Annotated in this window: 7 protein-coding genes; 2 read left to right on the forward strand and 5 right to left on the reverse strand. The window is 72.8% G+C overall.

The window, feature by feature from the left end; translation table 11 throughout:
• Positions 1 to 72 precede the first annotated feature (72 nt).
• Both ACFY3D_RS00915 and ACFY3D_RS00920 read left to right on the forward strand, forming a co-directional pair.
• Complete coding sequence (locus ACFY3D_RS00915; RefSeq protein ID WP_389973227.1) at positions 73 to 5721, forward strand: SDR family NAD(P)-dependent oxidoreductase; 5649 nt, start codon at positions 73 to 75, stop codon at positions 5719 to 5721.
• A complete protein-coding gene (locus ACFY3D_RS00920; RefSeq protein ID WP_350948187.1) occupies positions 5718 to 5927 on the forward strand; it encodes an MbtH family NRPS accessory protein in 210 nt (69 codons plus the stop codon). The genes ACFY3D_RS00915 and ACFY3D_RS00920 overlap by 4 nt, the downstream gene beginning before the upstream one ends.
• 224 nt (positions 5928 to 6151) lie before the next feature.
• Here the strand turns inward: ACFY3D_RS00920 and ACFY3D_RS00925 are convergent, their stop codons facing one another.
• The 5 genes from ACFY3D_RS00925 to ACFY3D_RS00945 form a co-directional block, all read right to left on the reverse strand.
• The gene (locus ACFY3D_RS00925) at positions 6152 to 10690 is read right to left on the reverse strand and encodes a molybdopterin-dependent oxidoreductase (RefSeq protein ID WP_389973230.1); all 4539 of its coding nucleotides are present in this window, start codon (positions 10688 to 10690) and stop codon (positions 6152 to 6154) included.
• 381 nt (positions 10691 to 11071) lie between these two features.
• The gene (locus ACFY3D_RS00930) at positions 11072 to 12109 is read right to left on the reverse strand and encodes an LLM class F420-dependent oxidoreductase (RefSeq protein ID WP_389973233.1); all 1038 of its coding nucleotides are present in this window, start codon (positions 12107 to 12109) and stop codon (positions 11072 to 11074) included.
• Positions 12088 to 12999, reverse strand: coding sequence for a thioesterase domain-containing protein (locus tag ACFY3D_RS00935; RefSeq protein ID WP_389973236.1), 912 nt, complete (start codon positions 12997 to 12999; stop codon positions 12088 to 12090). Before ACFY3D_RS00935 ends, ACFY3D_RS00930 begins: the two co-directional genes overlap by 22 nt.
• A 73-nt stretch (positions 13000 to 13072) precedes the next feature.
• A complete protein-coding gene (locus ACFY3D_RS00940) occupies positions 13073 to 17983 on the reverse strand; it encodes an amino acid adenylation domain-containing protein (RefSeq protein WP_389973239.1) in 4911 nt (1636 codons plus the stop codon).
• A complete protein-coding gene (locus ACFY3D_RS00945) occupies positions 17980 to 18387 on the reverse strand; it encodes an acyl carrier protein (protein ID WP_362895285.1) in 408 nt (135 codons plus the stop codon). Before ACFY3D_RS00945 ends, ACFY3D_RS00940 begins: the two co-directional genes overlap by 4 nt.
• Positions 18388 to 18590: the final 203 nt, after the last annotated feature.

Genomic DNA, 18590 nt, shown 5'->3' on the forward strand with positions numbered 1-18590 from the left:
ACGTCCCGCACCGCGAACCGAGCCACGAACCGACCGCTGACCCGACCGGCGCCCCGGCAGACCGTCGAGCCGGTGACCGAACCGGCGACCCCGCCGGAGACCGAGTTGATGCCCGTCCAACCCCCCGCGCCGGAGCCGACCGCGACCGGCAAGGAAGAAAGGGACCCCCGCATGGCCGAGGAGCCCACCGTCGAACCGATCGCGATCATCGGCCTTTCGTGCCGGGTGCCCGGAGCCGGGGACGCCAGGCAGTTCTGGCGCAACCTCGCCGACGGCGTCGAGTCGCTGACGCACTTCACCCGTGAGGAACAGCGCGCGCTCGGCGTGCCCGACCACGTTCTCGACGACCCCGACTTCGTACCGGCCGCGATGATGCTCGACGACCACCAGGGGTTCGACGCCGCGTTCTTCGGCATGTCGATCAGGGAGGCGGAGATCCGGGACCCGCAGCACCGGCTCTTCCTCGAACTGTCGCACACCGCCCTGGAGGACGCGGGCTACGACCCGTTCAGGTATCCGGGCGAGATCGGCGTCTACGCCGGTTCCGGCTCGGACTTCTACCAGTGGATCAACATCAGGAGCAACGCGCAGGCCCACGCGAACGCGGGCTGGCTCGCCGTCATGGTCGGCAACCACGTCGACTACTGCGCCACGCTGTCGTCGTACAAACTGGACCTGCGCGGCCCGAGCTACACCCTGCACACCGCGTGCTCGACCTCGCTGGTCGCGATCCACGTCGCCGCCGAGGCCCTGCGCAACGGCGAGTGCGACATGGCCCTGGCGGGCAGCGCGATGCTCGACCTGCCGCAGGGCCAGGGATATGTGTACGACGAGGACGGCATCGTCTCCCCCGACGGCCACTGCCGGGCCTTCGACGCCAAGGCGGCCGGGACGATCTGGGGCAGCGGCGGCGGTGTGATCGTGCTGAAGCGGCTGTCCGAGGCGATCGAGGACGGCGACAACGTCCGGGCCGTCATCCTGGGCAACGCGATCAACAACGACGGCGCGGGCAAGGTCGGGTTCTCCGCGCCCAGCATGGACGGCCAGGCCGCGGTGATCGCCCAGGCGCTCGGGGTGGGCGGGGTCGACCCGCGCACGGTCACCTACGTCGAGGCGCACGGCACGGGCACCGCGCTGGGCGACCCGATCGAGGTCGCGGCGCTGAGCAGCGTGTTCGGCCAGGACACCGACGACACCCAGTGGTGCGGCATCGGCTCGGTCAAGAGCAACATCGGACACCTGGGCCAGTCGGCGGGCATCGCGAGCATCATCAAGGCGGTGCTCGCCCTGGAGAACGGCCTGATCCCGCCCACGCTGCACTACGAGAGCCCCAACCCGAAGATCGACTTCCCCAGGAGCCCGTTCTACGTGACGGGGACGCCCACCAAGTGGGAGCGCAACGGCTTCCCCCGGCGCGCGGGCGTCAGCTCGTTCGGCATCGGCGGCACCAACGCGCACATCGTGCTGGAGGAGGCTCCGGCACCGGTCCGCGAGGAGCGTGACCCCCGCCCGGCGCACCTGCTGCGGCTGTCGGGCAGGACCGACACCGCGCTCGCCGCCGCCGCCGAGCGCCTCGCCGCGCACCTGGAGACCCACCCCGGCGTCGACCTGGCCGATGTCGCCCACACCCTGCGGGTGGGGCGCAGGGAACTGTCGCGCAGGAGCGCGGTGGTCGCCTCCGACCTCGCCGACGCGATCGCCGCGCTCCGCGACCCCAAGCGGACGATCTCCGGTGCCGCCTCCCGGCGCACCCCGAGCATCGCGTTCCTGTTCTCGGGGCAGGGGTCGCAGTACGCGGGCATGGGCGCCGAGCTGTACCGCACCGAGGAGGTCTTCAGGGACGCGGTCGACGAGTGCGCCGAGATCCTGCGGCCCGTGCTGGGCGAGGACCTGCGTGAGCTGATCTTCGCCACCGGCGAGGAGGCCGGCGAGCGGCTGCGGCGGACGGCGCTGACCCAGCCCGCCCTGTTCACCGTGGAGTACGCCCTGGCCGCGCTCTGGCGCTCGCTGGGCGTCGAGCCCGCCGGGATGATCGGCCACAGCATCGGCGAGTACGTCGCGGCGACCGTGGCCGGGGTCTTCAGCCTGCCGGACGCGTTGCGGCTGGTGGCCGCGAGGGGACGCCTGGTGCAGAGCATGCCCGCCGGAGCGATGCTCGCCGTGCAGCTCGCACCGGACGAGATCGGGCCGCTGCTGCCCGACGACGTGTCGGTGGCGACCGTCAACGGCCCCGGGACGTGTGTGGTCGCCGGTCCTGGTGCCTCGATCGCCGAGCTGGCGGACATGCTGGAGGAGGAGGGCATCGGCCGGATGGAGCTGCGTACCTCGCACGCCTTCCACTCCTCGATGATGGACCCGATCCTGGGTGAGTTCCGCGCGCTGGTCGCCGGTGTCGAGCGGTCGGCGCCGAGCCTGCCGTTCCTGTCGAACGTGACCGGCACCTGGATCACCGCGGCCGAGGCGACGGACCCGTCGTACTGGGCCCGGCACATGCGCGAGCCGGTGCTGTTCGGCGACTGCGTGACGGCCCTGCTCGCCGAGGGCGACTGGATCATGATCGAGTGCGGCCCCGGCAAGCAGCTGGCGGGGCTCGCCAGGGCACAGACCCCGCCGGGCGCGGTCGCGCCGCTGCCCTCCCTGCCCGGCCCCAAGGACGTCGGCGGCGACGTGGGCGTGCTGTCGGCCGCGTACGGCACCCTGTGGGTGAACGGTGTCGCGCTGGAGGCGTTCGGCGAGGAGGGGCACCGGGTCTCGCTGCCGACCTACCCGTGGGAGCGCCGGCGCGCCTGGATCGACCCCGACCCGCACGGGGCGTTCGTCGGCGGCGTGGCCAACCACGCGCCGGTCGAGGAGGACCTGCCGCTGGACCGCTGGTTCAGCGTGCCGGTGTGGCGGCAGGTCCCGCCGGGGCCGGCGCCCCTGTCGCCGATCACCCGCGCCCTGGTCTTCGCCGACGACGGCTCGGCCGCCCTGGTGGACGCGCTGCGCGCGACGGGAGCCGAGGTGGTCGAGGTGAGGCCGGGCGACGGGTTCTCCGCGGAGCGCCCCGACGGCGTCTACACCGTCCGCCCCGCCGAGCGCGCCGACTACGACGCGCTGCTGGCGGCCGTGGGCGAGGTGCCGGGGCGGGTGGTCCACGCGTGGACCGTCGGCGATGAGCCGGCCGCCGGCGCCGAGGCGACCTGGCGGGCGCAGGACCGCGGCTTCTTCAGCGTGCTCGCGCTGGTGCAGGCGCTGACCTCGGCGCAGCCCGCCGACTCCACCGGCGGGGTGGAGCTGACCCTGCTCACCTCGGGGGCACAGGACGTCACCGGCGGCGACCTGCTCCGCCCCGAGCACGCGACCCTCGCCGGTTTCCCCCGGGTGGTGCCGCTGGAGACGCCGTGGCTGCGGGTGCGCCACATCGACGTCGAGGGAGGCGACTGGATCAGGCACGCCGCCGCGGAGCTGGGCAGGAGGCCGGAACCGGACGAGGCGGGACTGCTGCCCACCGTGAGCATCAGGGGCGGCCGCCGCTGGCTGCAGCACTACGAGCAGCTGGAGGTGCCCGCGGCCGGGACGTCCTCGCCGGAGGCGGCCGAGGCGGTCGGCGGGCGGCAGGGTCCTCGGGACGGGCAGGTCTACCTGATCACCGGCGGCCTGGGCGGCATCGGCGTCTCGCTCGCCGAGGACCTCGCCGCGCGGGCCCGGGTACGGCTGGTCCTGCTGTCCAGGACCGGACTGCCCGACCGGGCGGAGTGGGACGCGCACGAGACCGGCCGCGCGGGCCGGGCGATCGCCGCGATCCGCAGGATGGAGGAGGCGGGGGCAGAGGTCCTGGTGCTCGCCGCCGACGTCACCTCCCCCGCCGACATGCGCAGGGTGCGGGAGGAGACGATCGCCGGGTTCGGCCGGGTGGACGTGATCGTGCACGCCGCGGGACTGCCCGGCGGCGGCATGGCCGAGATCAAGGAGCGGGCCGCCGCCGAAGAGGTGCTCGCGCCCAAGGTGGTCGGCACGCTCGCGCTGCGCGAGGCCTTCGGCGACCTCGACCTGGAGGCCGTCGTGCTCTGCTCGTCGATCACCGCGGTCGCGGGCGGCTTCGGCCAGGTCGACTACTGCGCGGCCAACAACTTCCTCGACGCGCACGCCAGGGGCGAGCACGGCTGGGGCGCGGCCACGGTCGTCTCCGCCAACTGGGGCAAGTGGCTCGAGGTCGGCATGGCGGCCGAGGTCGCCGCGCCCGCCGGGTTCGTGGCGCTGCAGCGCGGCGACCGGATCAGGGCGGTAGACCACCCCGTGCTGTCCGCCTGGCACGAGGCCGACGGCGAAGGGCTCGGCTGGGCCGGGGGCAGCCTCTCCCCCGACACCCACTGGGCGCTCGACGGGCACCGCATCTCCGGGGTGCCGGTGCTGCCCGGCACCGGCCACCTGGAGCTGGCCCGCTGCGCCGGAGAGGTGGTGCTGCCCGGCACCGGCGCCATCGAGTTGCGCGACGTGGTGTTCGTCGAACCGCTCTCGGTGGCCGACGGCGCCTCCGCCGAGATACGCGTGACGTTCAGCACCGAGACGGACGGCGCCGACTTCCAGGTGCGCAGCGTCATCGGCGGCGAGCAGCGCACCCACGCGCGCGGCACCGCGGTCAAGGTCGACGCCGGGTCCGCCGTGCACGCCGACGTGGCGGCGATCATCGACCGCTGCACCCTCGCGTCCGACGAGCAGGGCGGGGTGCCGCTGTCCGGGCTGCTCACGCTCGGCCCCCACTGGGGTCACATGCAGAAGTGGTACATCGGCCAGAACGAGGCCCTGGGACTGTTCGATCTGCCCGAGGAGCTGTCCGAGGACCTGGACGGCTGGGGCCTGCACCCGGCACTGCTCGACAGCGCCACCTCCTTCACCTGGGTCGACGTCGTCGGCCACTACCTGCCGCTCGGCTACGGCCGCATCACCGTCAGGGACCGGCTGCCCGGCAGGTTCTGGAGCCACATGCGCTTCCGCGACAGCGGCACCGACGAGGTGCTCGCGGTCGACGTGACGCTCATCGACTCCGAAGGCACGATCGTCACCGAGATCTCCGACTACGTGCTGCGCCGCATCAACACCGACGCCGTGGTGGCCGGGGTGACGGCCGACGCCGGAGCCCAGCGGGCCGGCACCGTCGCCGCCCCCGACTCCGGCGGTCAGGTTACGACGGCCGCCGGAGGACCCGACGCCGTCGGCATCCGCCCCGCCGAGGGCGCCGAGGCGTTCCACCGGCTGCTCGCCACCCCGCTCGGCGCGCAGGTGGTGATCGCCGCGACCCCGATCGCCGCCTACCTGGCCGGTGTCGGGTCGGTCACCCAGGAGACGGTCGAGACGGAGCTGGACCCTGCCGCCGTGTCGGACCGTCCCCGTACCGGCGCGGCGACCGACGACTACGTGGCGCCGCGCGGTGAGGTCGAGGCCGCCATCGCCCGGCTGTGGAGCGAGGTGCTCGGCGGCGAGCGCATCGGCGTCGACGACGACTTCTTCGAGCTCGGCGGCAACTCGCTCATCGCCGTGCAGCTCATCGCCCTCATCCGCAAGGAGCTCGGCGTGCGGCTGCCGATGCGCAGCCTCTTCGAGGAGCCCACGGTGGCCGGGGTCACCTCGCTGATCGAGCAGGCCCGTGCCACCACGCCGGCGGCGGAGACCGCCCCGGCCGCGAACCAGTCCACCCAGTCCACGATCCCCCGTCTCCCCCGCAGGAGTGAGCAGCAGTGACCGAATCCCTTCCCGACACCAAGGTCGTCCTCAACGACGAGGAGCAGTACTCCATCTGGCCCTCGGGCCGCGACAATCCGGACGGCTGGCACGACGCGGGCTTCACCGGCACCAAGGACGAATGCCTGGCCCACATCGAGCAGGTCTGGACCGACATGCGTCCGCGCAGCCTGCGCGAGGCGATGAACGCGGGAGGGGCGGGATGACCGAATAGGGGGCGGACGTCTTCCCGTCCTCCTCCGGGTTCCGGGCGGGAACGAACGTGGTTCCCGCCCGCTTCGAACCCGAGTCCGCCGTCCACGACATCGGCGTGCTCATACCGACGAGCGCGCCGACCGGTCGATCCGCACCGGTCGGCGCGCATCTCGGATGTCGCGCTTCCCCCGGTGGTCCGGGCATCGGCCCTCGCGAACACGAGGGCGGCGCGGCCTCAGTACACGTCGCGCACATAGCGTCTGCTCGCGGCGAGCTGTTTGACGTAGAGGGCGGCCTCGTCGTCGCCGAGGCCACCGTGGGTGACGGCGATCTCGCGCAGGGTCCGGTCGACGTCCTTGGCCATCCGGCTGGCGTCGCCGCAGACGTACAGGTGGGCGCCGTCCTGAAGCCAGGACCAGAGCCGGCCGCCGTGCTCGCGCATGCGGTCCTGGACGTAGACCTTGGCGCGCTGGTCGCGGGAGAAGGCGAGGTCCAGCCGGGTGAGAAGCCCGTCGCGGTACGAGGCGTCGAGTTCGTCGCGGTAGTAGAAGTCGGTGGAGCGGCGTTGCTCGCCGAAGAAGAGCCAGTTGCGGCCGGAGTGCCCCAGTGCCCGGCGCTCGTCCAGGAAACCGAGAAAGGGCGCGACGCCCGTACCCGGGCCGATCATTATCATCGACGCGGCCGGATCCGCGGGAGGGCGGAAGTGCCTGTTGCGCTGGACGAAGACGGGCACCGGGGTGTGCTCAGGGCTGTCCGCGAGGAAGGACGAGCACACCCCTCTGCGCTCCGTACCCCGCGGGTTCTCGAACCGGACGACCGAGACCGTCAGGCTCACCCGGTCGGGGTCGACGAGCGGGCTGGAGGAGATGGAGTACAGGCGCGGCTTCAGGCGCTTGAGTACGTCCGCCCACTCCTGGGCGGTGGCCCGGACGGGAAGCTCACCGACCACGTCGACGGCCTGGCGGCCCCACGTCCACTTCGCCAGCTCGCCCCCGTTGCCCGGGCGCAGGAACCGGGTGAGGTCGCGGTCGCGGGTACGGTCGGCGACGAACCTGAGCAGGCCGGGGGTGATCCTGGTGATCTCCAGCCGGCTCCGCAGGGCCTCACCGAACGGGAGGGGGCCGACGTCGGGGATCTCGACGGTGTCCGTGGGATCGAGGCCGGTCACGACGAGCCATTCCGCGACCAGGTCGGCGCCGTTGACCGGCAGCACCCCGAGCGCGTCGCCGGCCTGGTAGGTCAGCTCGCCGCCGGTGTCGAAGGTGAACCGCCGCACCTCCTTGGCCGACCCCGGCAGGCTGAGCAGCCGGTTACCGGCCAGGGGCGCGCCGAACGGCGCGGCCCTGCCGGACCCCGTCGACGACTCGGTGCCCGAGGGCACCGCGGGCGTCGCCCCGAGACCCGAAGGCGTCGGCTCAGGCCCGGACGACGTCGAACCGAGGGCTGACATCGGACCGGGACCTGACATGCGTCCCGGACCTGACATCGGATCGGAGTCCGGCATCGGACCGGAGGCCGAGGGAGACGGATCGAGTCCCGGAGGTGTCGATCCGTGGCCCGAGAGGGCCGGATCGGAAGGTGAGAGCGTCGCTTCCGGCCCCGCGCGCGTGGGCTCGGGCGCCGAACTCGCCGGGGAGGAGGCGGAAGGTGTCGTCGGGGAGGGGACGGAAGGTTCGGCGAGGGCGGTGAGCAACCGCTCAAGCCAGCCGAGGGCTCGCGAATGGTCGTCGGGCTCGCAGTCCACCCGGGGTGCCAGGCGCTGGGCACCCAGCTCCTCAAGGCGCTGGTCGAGCCGCCGGCCGTGGCCGCAGAAGTCGTCGTAGCTGGAGTCGCCGAAGGCGAGTACGGCGTAGCGCACGCCGTCGAGCCGGGGCGCACCGGACCCGATGAGGGCCTCCCAGAACCCGACGCCGTTGTCGGGGGCCTCGCCGTCACCGAAGGTGCTGGAGATGACGAGCAGGTCCGCGCCACGGGGGATGCTGTCCGGAGCGCAGTCGGCCATGCTGATCAGCCGGGGGGCGCGCCCCGCGCCGGTCAGCCTGTCGGCGCTGGCGACGGCGAACTCCTCGGCGTTCCCGGTCTGGGAGGCCCACAGGACGACGATGTCGCGCGTCGGCGACACCGGATCGCCGCTCGCTCGTCCGGGTGGCGGCGCGAGGGTCCGGGAGAACATCCCGGCCAGCACCCCGTTGATCCACAGGGCGTGGGCGGGATCGACGGGGGCGTGGTCCGGCAGGACCGGCACGAGCGTACCCGCGGACGCCGAACCGTCGTGAGCGGACCCCGCTCCCTCCATGGCGAACGCCGCGCCGTCGAGCGCCGACAGGAAACCGGCCATGTAGCGGCGCTCGTGGTCGGCGAGCACCGGCGGCGTCAGGTCGGCCACCCCGAGCAGACCGGCCAGCGCGGCGATCCGGGCGGGCCGGGAACTCTCCGGTGCGGTTCCGGGGTGTCCCTGGACCGCTGAGAACGCTGATGCCCCCGCGTAGCCCGGAACCGCAGGGAACGTAGGAAGCACGGTCGTCCCGGCGTGCTCGGTGACGGCAGGGGATCCCACCGTCCCCGCGTGCCCGGAACCCGAGGAGGCCCCGCGCTCGGGAGCCGCGGGGGACTCCGCGGAGGCGACCCTGGTGAGGGAGACCGCGCACACCTTGAGCTCGGGCTGGAACGAGATGGGATCGACGGCGTCGCTGGTGACCGCGTTGACGCTGAGATACTCGCCGAACAGGTCGTTCCAGTGGAACGGCGCGAAGCAGTTGCCCGGCATGACCCGGTCGGTCAGGCGGGCGGGCAGCACGGCCCTGCCGCGCCGGGAGGCGATCTCCACCAGGTCGCCCTCGCCGATCCCCTGCTCGGCGGCGTCGCGCGGGTTGATCTCGACGAAGGGCCCGGGGTTGAGCTTGTTGAGCTTGGCGACCCTTCCCGTCTTGGTCAGGGTGTGCCACTGGTGCTGCAGCCTGCCGGTGTTGAGGAGGAACGGGTAGGCGTCGTCGGGCAGCTCGGCGGCGGGCAGGTGCGGGCGGGGCAGGAAGGCGGCCCTGCCGCTCGGGGTGGCGAAGGCGAGACGCGGGCGGCTGCCGTCGGGCCGGGTCAGCGTCGCCTGGCTGGTGCCGTCGTTGAGATAGCGGACGGGGTTGCGCGCACCGCCGTCGGGTGCGCTCGGCCACTGGACGGGGGTCTCGCGCAGCCGCTCGTAGGTGACGCCCCGCAGGTCGTAGCCGGTTTTGGGATTCCACGCCCGCTTGATCTCCTCGAACACCTCCTCCGCGCAGGTGTAGGAGAAGGCGTCCTCGAAGCCCATCTCGCAGGCGACGCGGGCGATGATCTGCCAGTCGGGCAGCGCCTGTCCCGGCGGTTCCACGGCCTGCCGCAGCAGGGTGAGGTTCCGCTCGGAGTTGACCATCACGCCTTCTGTCTCGGCCCACATGGCCGCGGGCAGGACCACGTCGGCGTAGGCGTTGGTCTCGGTGGCGGCGAAGACGTCCTGGGTGACGACGAACTCGGCGGCCTCCAGGCCCGCGATGACGGTCCTGCGGTTGGCGACACTGGCGACCGGGTTGGTGCAGATGATCCAGCACGCCTTGATCTCACCCTCGGCCATACGGGAGAACATCTCCACGGTTCCCTGGCCGACCTCGGTGCGCAGCGTGCCGGACGGCAGGTTCCACAGCTCCTCGGTGAAACGGCGGTCCTCCTCCACCAGCACCGAGCGCTGGCCCGGCAGGCCCGGCCCCATGTAGCCCATCTCGCGTCCGCCCATCGCGTTGGGCTGACCGGTCAGGGAGAACGGACCGCTGCCGGGGCGGCAGATCGCGCCGGTGGCGAGGTGCAGGTTGCACAGCGCGTTGGTGTTCCAGGTGCCGTGCGTGCTCTGGTTGAGCCCCATCGTCCAGCAGCTCATCCACTCCCCCGCCGCGCCGATCCACTCGGCCGCCCGGCGCAGGTCGTCCTCGGGGATACCGGTGAGGCCGGCGACCGTCTCGGGGGGATAGTCCCGCAGGAAGTCCGGCATCGCCTCCCATCCCTCGGTGTGCCGCTCGACGAACTCGTGGTCGACGTGGCCGCCCTCGACCAGCAGATGGAGCAGCCCGTTGAGCAGGGCGAGGTCGGTGCCCGGCCTGATCCGCAGGAACAGGTCGGCCTTGTCGGCGGTGGCGGTACGGCGGGGATCGACCACGATGAGCTTGGCACCGGCCTTGACCCGCTCCATCATCCGCAGGAACAGGATCGGATGGCAGTCGGCCATGTTCGCGCCGATCACGAAGAACAGGTCGGCGCGGTCGAAGTCCTCATAGGAGCCCGGCGGCCCGTCCGACCCCAGCGACAGCTTGTAGCCGCTGCCCGCGCTGGCCATGCACAGCCGGGAGTTCGACTCGATCTGGTTGGTGCCGACGAAGCCCTTGGCGAGCTTGTTGACCAGATACTGCGCCTCCAGCGTCATCTGGCCGGACACGTAGAACGACAGGGCGTCCGGCCCGTGCTCGTCCAGGATCCGCCGCAGCCCGCGAGCGGTCTCGCCGATCGCCGCGTCCACGCTCGTCGGCCTGGGCTCGGCGCCCCGGTCCGGCCTGATCAGCCCGCTTTCCAGGCGGCCGGGGGCGGCGAGCATGTCCGCGGTGGTCGCCCCCTTGGTGCACAGCCGACCGGCGTTGGCCGGGTGACTCTTGTCACCGGAGGCCTTGACGACCCGGCGCCGCCCGTCCACCTCCAGGACGATCCCGCAGCCGACACCGCAGTACGAGCAGACCGTCTTCACTTTCTCTGACGCCGCCATAGGTCCCTTCTCCCTGAGCAGGGGCCCGTGACGCCCTCCGCCGAACAGCGGGGACACCAAAGTCGCATCGGGCGGATCCAACGACGGAAACATAAGAAACAGGCGTTACGTAGATGTCACATCTGTCCGCGTCCGCCTGTTACATCCACATCACCGCCGATCTCCCCCGGCCACGCGACGCCGACGGTGAACCGGCCGGGGCGAGAAGGGCATCGGCTACAAAAGCCTCTTCAGACCGCCTTGGCCCTACCGACCGGCCAGCGAATTCCTCAGGGGTACGGCCGTCTCGCCTTGATGGCCGGAGAAGCTCAGGACCTCTTCGCGAACTGCCGGGATCGTACGGAACACAGGTCGTACGATCCCGGCGGATCCGATGGGAACTCAGGTGACCAGGTCGGCGACGAGTTCCAGTTGTTCCAGGCGGAGGCGGAGGGTCGGGGTGACCAGGCCGACGACGAGGGAGGTGGCGCCCGCCTCGCGGTAGGCGGCGACCCGTTCGCGGAGCTTGCCGGGCGGCCCGCACATCGTCATCGCGTCGACCAGGCCGTCGGGGAGCAGCGACATCGCCTCGCCCTGACGCCCGCCCAGGAACGCCTCCTGGACCGCCTCGGCCTCCTTCTCGAAGCCGAGGGAGCGGGCCAGACGGTTGTAGAAGTTGGTACGGCGCGAGCCCATGCCGCCCAGATAGAGGGCGAGCATCGGCCGCATCATGTCGAAGGCGAGTTCCTCGTCGTCGTCGACGAGGGTGAGGATCATCGGGGCGACGTCGAAGCCGTCCAGGGTACGCCCCGCCCGCGCCGCGCCGGCGCGCAGCTGGGCCGTGCGCTCGGCGAGGTGCTCGGGCGGGAAGTGGATCGCGAGCCAGCCGTCGGCCAGCTCCCCGGCGAGCGCGGTCGTCTGCGGGCCCATCGCGCCGAGATAGACGGGAAGGTGCTTCTGGATTGGGGAGACGCCCAGGGACAGTTCCTTGCCCTGCCCGCCGGGAAGCGGCAGCGTCACGGTCTCGCCCGAGTAGCTCACCGGGCGTCCGGCCAGGGCGAGACGCAGCACCGACAGGTAGTCGCGGGCGCGGGCCACCGGCCGGTCGAACCGCTCCCCGTGCCAGCCCTCCACGACCTGCGGCCCCGACACGCCGACGCCCAGCCGGGCCCGGCCGCCGGAGATCTGGTCGACGGTGGCGGCCGTCATCGCCGCCACCACGGGCTTGCGACCCGACATCTGCAGCACGCCGGTGCCCAGCGCGATCCGCTCGGTCTGGCCCGCGATCCACGCCATCAGGCTCGCGGGGTCGGTGCCGTAGGTCTCGGCGGCCCACACCGACTCGTAGCCCAGCCTCTCGGCCTCGCGGACCAGGGTGAGGTGGTCGGCGGGACCGAGCCCGGCACCGCCCCAGTAGCTCATGCTGTAACCGAGACGCATCCGATCTCCTCTGCGATGACGGTGGCGAGCAGGTCGGGGGTCTCCTCCGCCAGCCAGTGTGAGGCGTCGAGCTCGCGCATCGACGGCCGAAAGACGCTCTGCCTGCGCCAGCCGAGCAGCCCGCCGCGCGACATGGAGCCGTCGCGGCTGCCGTACAGGACGGTGACGGGTACGGGCAGCGGCGGCCCCTGCCGGTGCCGGTATCGGGCGAGCATCCCGAAGTCGGCGCGGAGTGCGGGTTCGAGGATCGGCCTGAGCACCTCGCGCTCGGCCACCTCCGCCGGAACCCCGCCCAGCTCGATCAGCTGGTCCCAGAACAGCCACGACGGCAGGAAGGGCAGTCTGCGCAGCAGGAGCGTGACGTCCGGCGCGGCGAAGGACCCCACGAGCAGCCGCTGGGGCCACCGCCCTCCCGGCTCGGCCGCTGGATCCGGTCCGGCGGACTCCGGTGGCGGACCTTCTGCGCGTACGGCGGGCCCGGGCGACTCCGGAGGTACAGACCCGGATGACCCCGGGCTCACGGTCTCGGATGACCCTGGGGGTACGGGTCCGGACGGCTCGGAGGCCGGGGTGAGTTCGGTGAGGCGACGGCAGACCAGGTAGGCCAGCAGCGCGCCGCTGCAGTAGCCGAACAGCGCGTACGGCTCGCGGGCGTTCGTCAGCAGGTCGCGGGCCAGGACGTCGACCAGCGCGTCCAGGTCCTCGACGGGCGGTTCCGCCAGTCTGGCCTGGCGGCCGGGGAGGTTCACCGACCACACGTCGACCTCGTCGGGGAAACGCCCGGCCAGGTCGGTGAGCGAGGCGGGACCGCTGCCCGCGTTGGGGAAGGTGTACAGGCGGATCCGGCCCCCCTGCCGCTCCCCCACCGGTACGAACCACGGCGCGGTCATCGGGGTCCTTCCGGCATGGGGACATCGGGCGCGGGGTCCGGGGAGGCCGGGAGCCGTACGACGGGGATGGAGGTCACGAACCCGTCCCTTCCTGGATGAACGCGGCCAGCTCGGCCGGAGTGGGATGGTCGAAGACCGCGCGGACGTTGATCGCCCGGCCCGCGAGCTCCTCCAGCGGGGCGATCAGCCGTACGGCGAGCACCGAGTGCCCCCCGTTGAGGAAGAAGTTGTCGTGCTCACCGAGTCCCGGGCGGCGCAGTGCCTCCCGCCATAGCCGCAGCACCCCCTCGGCGAGTTCCGAGCTCGCCGGGGCACCGGGGGCGGACGGGGAGGCGTCCTCGGGGACGGTGAGCCCCCGATAGTCGATCTTGCCGTTCGCGGTCGTCGGGAACTCGCCGGCCAGGACGATCCCCGAGGGGACCGCGTAGTCCGGCAGCCGCGTCCCCGCGTACCTCCACAGCTCCTCCCGCAGCGCGGCCTCGGTCTCCCCGTCGGGCGGGTCCGTGGGCTGCACGAACGCCACCAGCCGCTCGTCGTGGACGATGACGGCCGCGACCTTGACGGCGTCGTGGTGGTGCAGCACCGCCTCGATCTCGCCCAGCTCGATGCGGTGTCCGCGCAGCTTGATCTGGCGGTCGTCGCGGCCAAGCAGTTCCAGGGTCGCGTCATGCCTGAGCCTGGCCATGTCCCCTGTCCGGTAGAAGCGCCCGTGGCGGGGATGTTCTCCGAACCGCTCCGCGGTCAGCTCAGGACGGTTGACGTACCCTGCGCTCACCCCGTCGCCCGCCACGCACAGCTCGCCGGGCACGCCCGGCGGGGCCTCGCGTCCGTCGGCGCCCCTGACGAAGATCCGGGTGTTGGCGAGCGGCACCCCGATCGGTACCGGATCGGCCGGGGGGCCGAGGATCTCGGCGGCGGTGGACCAGATGGTCGTCTCGGTCGGCCCGTAGACGTTGAACAACCGGCAGCCCAGGCCCAGCAGGTCCGTGGCGAGCGCGGCCGGCATGGGCTCTCCGCCACAGAGCACGACGCGCCCGGCCAGCTCGTCGCGCGCCTCGGGGGCGATGAGCCGCCACGCCGTCGGGGTGGCCTGCACGACGCGTACGTCCCGTGCCGCGATGAGTTCCAGGAACCTGCGCGGCTGCAGCTGGTCGTCGTCGGAGGCGACGACCAGGGTGCCGCCGACGGTGAGCGGGAGCATCAGCTCCAGGGCCGAGATGTCGAAGGAGGTCGTGGTGGACCACAGCACCGCGTCGGCCGCGCCCGCTCCCAGCCGGTCGGCGAAGTCGAGGACGAGGTTGGCCAGGTTGCCGTGGGTGACGGCCACTCCCTTGGGTCTGCCGGTGGACCCCGAGGTGTAGATCACGTAGGCGATCGACTCCCCGGAGATCGTCGCGGAGACCTCGGCCGCGTCCAGCGGTCTTCGCGGCCCCTGATCCGCCTCGGCGCCGGACGCGGGGGCCTGCGGCATGGGGAGCACAGGCGTCTCCCCCGCCCAGGGAGCCTCGGAGTCGGCGACGACCAGGCGGGCACCGCAGTCCTCCACCTGGTAGGCCAGGCGCAGCTCGGGCTGGCGCGGGTCCAGCGGCAGGTAGGCGGCTCCGGCCGCCCAGACACCGAGCACGGCGGCGACCATCTCCGCCGAACGGCTCAGGCCGAGCGCCACGATGTCGCCGGGGCCCGCGCCGCGCGCGACGAGGGTGTCCCGCACGGAGGCCGCCCAGTCGAGCAGTTCGCCGTAGGTGACCTCCCGGTCGCCGTCACGGATCGCCGTCACGGTGCGAGGCTCGCGGGTGGCCTCCGGATCGCCGTCGCCGATGACCGCCTGGTCACCGCTCCCGCGAACGACCCCGGGCAGACCGTCACCGATGACCGTCCCCGCACCGCTCCCGCGCACACCCTCGGGCAGACCGTCACGGATCGCCGCCCCGGCGCCGCTCTCGCGGCCGACCTGCCCGTCGCCGGTTTCGAGGCTCCCGGTGCGGGTGACGATCCGCTCCAGCAGCGTGGCCGGTCCTTCCCAGGTCCGCGCGGTGTCGTTGAGCCGGTCGAGCAGGCGCCGGTCGTCCGCCGAGAGGGAGTCCAGCTCCCGCTGGGGCCGGTGCGCGTCCTTCGCGGCCCGCCGCAGCAGCGCGGTCATCCGCGCGACGAACGCGGCGATCTCGGCCTCGTCGTGGACCTCCGTGCTGTGCCAGACCCTGAGCGTGAGCCTGCCGGGCTCCTGCACCGCGATGCACTGCAGGTCCAGGCGGCTGCGGTCGAACAGGTCCTCGACGTACTCGGGGACGGAGCCCAGGATGCTCACCTGGTCGTCGGTCCACGGCCGGTAGTTGAACATGTGCCGGAACAGCGGCACCCTCCAGTCGCCGGTGCCGTGCCCGCGCTCGACCAGCACCGCCTCCACCGAGGCGTCCGCGTGCTCGACGCCCTCGAAGAAGACGTCCTCGACCCGTCTGACCAGGGCCGCGAACCCCTCCTCCGAATCAGCGCGCACCCGGATCGGCAGGGTGCTGACGCCGTAGCCGACATGGCCGCGCATCGCGGCCGTCCTGGTGGTGACCGGCATCGCGGCCACCAGTTCGGGACCGGCGCCGTGCGCGCGCAGGGTGAGCATGAACGCGGCGGCGAGCACGATGTTGTCGGTGGTGCGCAGGCCGGTGCGCAGCGTGTCGAGCGCCCGGCGCGTGTCCGCGTCCACCTCCCAGGAGCAGGTGTGCCCGGCGAAGGTGGGCCGGGCGGGCGACGGCCTGCTGCCGGGGAGCACCATCGCGGCCGGGTCGACGTCCCTGAGCTTGTCGAGCCAGTAGTCCAGCGACTCCCGGGAGGCCGCTTTGGGCTCCAGCATGGGCGCGGTGCCCGCGAGCGCGGCGGGGAGCGGCTCCTGACTCGTCTGCGCGTCGTAGAAACCGCCCAGTTCCTCGACGAGGAACTGCATCGAGGTGGCGTCGATCACGATGTGGTGCGCGACCAGGCAGACCACGCTCCCGCCGCCGTCGGGCAGCGCGAAGTGCCCGGCCCGAAAGAGCAGGTCACGGCCCAGGTCGAAGGGTTCGTCCAGGAACCTCTGCAGGTCGGCGACGAGCGTCTCCGGCGTGGTCTCGCCGTTCACCAGCTTGATCTGCGCGTCCTTCGGGGCGGTGAGGTGCCGTACGGGCGCGCCGTCCACCTCGGGAAACCGCAGGCGCAGCGCCGGGTGCCGCTTGAGCAGGCGGTTCACCGCGATCTGCAGCGGGAGCCTGCGCAGCGGCTGCCGGGTCCTGAACGCCACCGCCAGGTTGGACACCCCGCTCGACCCGGCGAGCTGCTCCAGCACCCAGAACGAGTACGGGACCGCCTCGGGCCTGCGCAGCGGCTCCGCGGGCTCCGGCAGGCCCTCGGGGAGCCGCGACGCGCTCTCGCGTTCCCGCGCCTCGGGAGCCGGCGACGCATTCTCGCGTTCCCGCACTTCGGGAGCCGGTACGGGAACGGGTGTCACCTCGGCGGGGCGGTGCCCGCCGGGGACGGGCAGTCGCTGCAGAGGGTGGTCGGGGTCGAGCGCGACCCAGTCCACCGGACAGCCGAGCGTCCACAGCCGGGCGAGCGCCGTGAGCAGACCCCGGCGGTCGTCCCCGCAGCGGATCGTCTCCTCGCCCGGTGATATTCCCGCCGCCGCACCGAGCAGGAGGGACGGCGCGCCGTGCGCGCCACCGGCCTTCGGTCCCGCTGCCGGCTCGGACGAGGCCTCCGGCCCCGCGACCGTCCCGCGACGGGCCTCCACCTCGTGGAAGGCATGTCCCGACACCCGCTCCGGCGCCGCGCCGGAGGCGGCCACCCGGGCGATCGCCTCGTCCAGTTCGAGCGTTCCCGAGAAGGCGGCGGCGGTGAATTCTCCGACCCCCTCCCCCGTGCACCCTCCGGGGGTGACACCCCAGCCGGTCAGGGTGGCCGCCAGGGAGTAGGTGACCGCGAACGTCACCGGGTCGTCGTCGCGCTCCCCGGCGAGCCAGGCGTCGCAGAAGTCGACGCCGTGCCGCTCGAAAGCCTCCAGGCAGACGTCCATCGTCTCGCTGAACAGCCGCTCGACCCCGTACAGCGAGGCCCCCAGCCGACCGGCGCCGCCGGCGGGGAAGACGAACCGCACGCCCGTCCAGGCCGCGTCGCGGGAAGGCGGCTCGTGCCCGGCCGTTTCCTCGGCGGAGGCCGTCCGCGCGGCGACGAGGGCGGCGGACGCCTCGGCGGGGGTGGTGGCGACGATCGCGCCCCGTACGGGATGCGGGGTGCGGCCCCGTTGGAGGACGGCCACGGCGTCGGCGAACCGGTCGGGGGCGAGGGTGGCGAAGAATCCCGCCAGGCCTTCCCGTACGGCGTCGGCCTCCTGCCGGTGCCGTCCCGACCAGGCGACGACGCGGGGCCGGCGGTCCGCGGGGAGGTGGACCGGCGGGAAGCCGTCCTGCACCGTCAACGGATCACGCGGACGCGCGGTCGGTCCGCCTGTCGGCGATCGGCCACCGGGCCCGCTGCGGGCGGGACCGGTGCCGGGCCGGGAAGCGGTCATCGGGCCGGTCGCTGTGCCGGCGCCCCGGTCGGTCACCCGGGCGGTCGTCGCGTCGGCGCCCCGGTCGGTCACCGGGGTGGTCGCCGTGTCGACGACCGCGTCGAGAGCCGGGTCGGCTGCCGGGTCGGTCGCCGTCTCGATCACGGCGCGTACGAGGTCGCCGTCGAGAAGGGCGTCGTCCAGGCGCCTGAGCGCGATCGCGGTTCCCCGTTCCGCGACGGCGCCGAGGCTCGGCCCCGAGACGGTGATCGCGAGGTCGCAGATCCCCAGGGCGAGGGCGAGGCAGGCGGCCTCGGCCGTGTCGTGGACGGCGAGCGCGCCCGGCGGGCGCGCGGGGTCGTATCCGGCGTTCTCCATCGTGGCCTCGACGACCTCGATCGGGACGGGACCGGGAGAGAGCGGGGCACGCGGGCCCATACCGATCACCGCGATCGGCGCGGTCCTCGTCACCGAGACGACCCGCCGTCCCTGCGGATACGGGCGCGCACATCCCTGCGGCTGCCTCCCGTGGGGCGCGGGCGCGCGGGTTCGCTCCTGACGGGTTCCTGCGCGCCCGCGACGAGGCGGCTGAGCGCCCGTACGTTCGGCCGGGCGAACATCGCGGTGACCGGGATGTCGATACCGAGCGCCCCGGTGATGTCCGCGTGCAGCTCGACCAGCGCCATCGAGTTGAGCCCGGCTTCGAAGAAGTTCTCGTCGGGGTCGACCGTCCGGCCCAGGCGGGCCTCGATCATTCCCGCGACCGTGTCGGCGGCCGACACCCGCTGCCCCGGGCGACCCGGTTGGCCTGGAGGCCGCCCCTCGTCCTCCTCGTGTTGCCGCTCCGCTCCCACCGGCCGACTGCCCTGGATCATCCGGCGCCTTTCGTGAAATTTGTCTGGTTCACCGGGCAGCCCCTTTTCGGGCATGCCGTGCACCGATCTTCTGACACCTATTCGGACACGACAAGGGCGTATTTTTCGGCTTTTTGGATCGCCGAACGCGTGGAAGACCCCGGAAACGCGTACGGCCACCGCCGAAGCGGTGGCCGTACGCGTTTTCGCGGATCGGGTGAGGA

Source organism: Streptosporangium sp. NPDC000509, assembly GCF_042898365.1.
In the GTDB taxonomy this organism is placed as follows: Bacteria; Actinomycetota; Actinomycetes; order Streptosporangiales; family Streptosporangiaceae; genus Streptosporangium.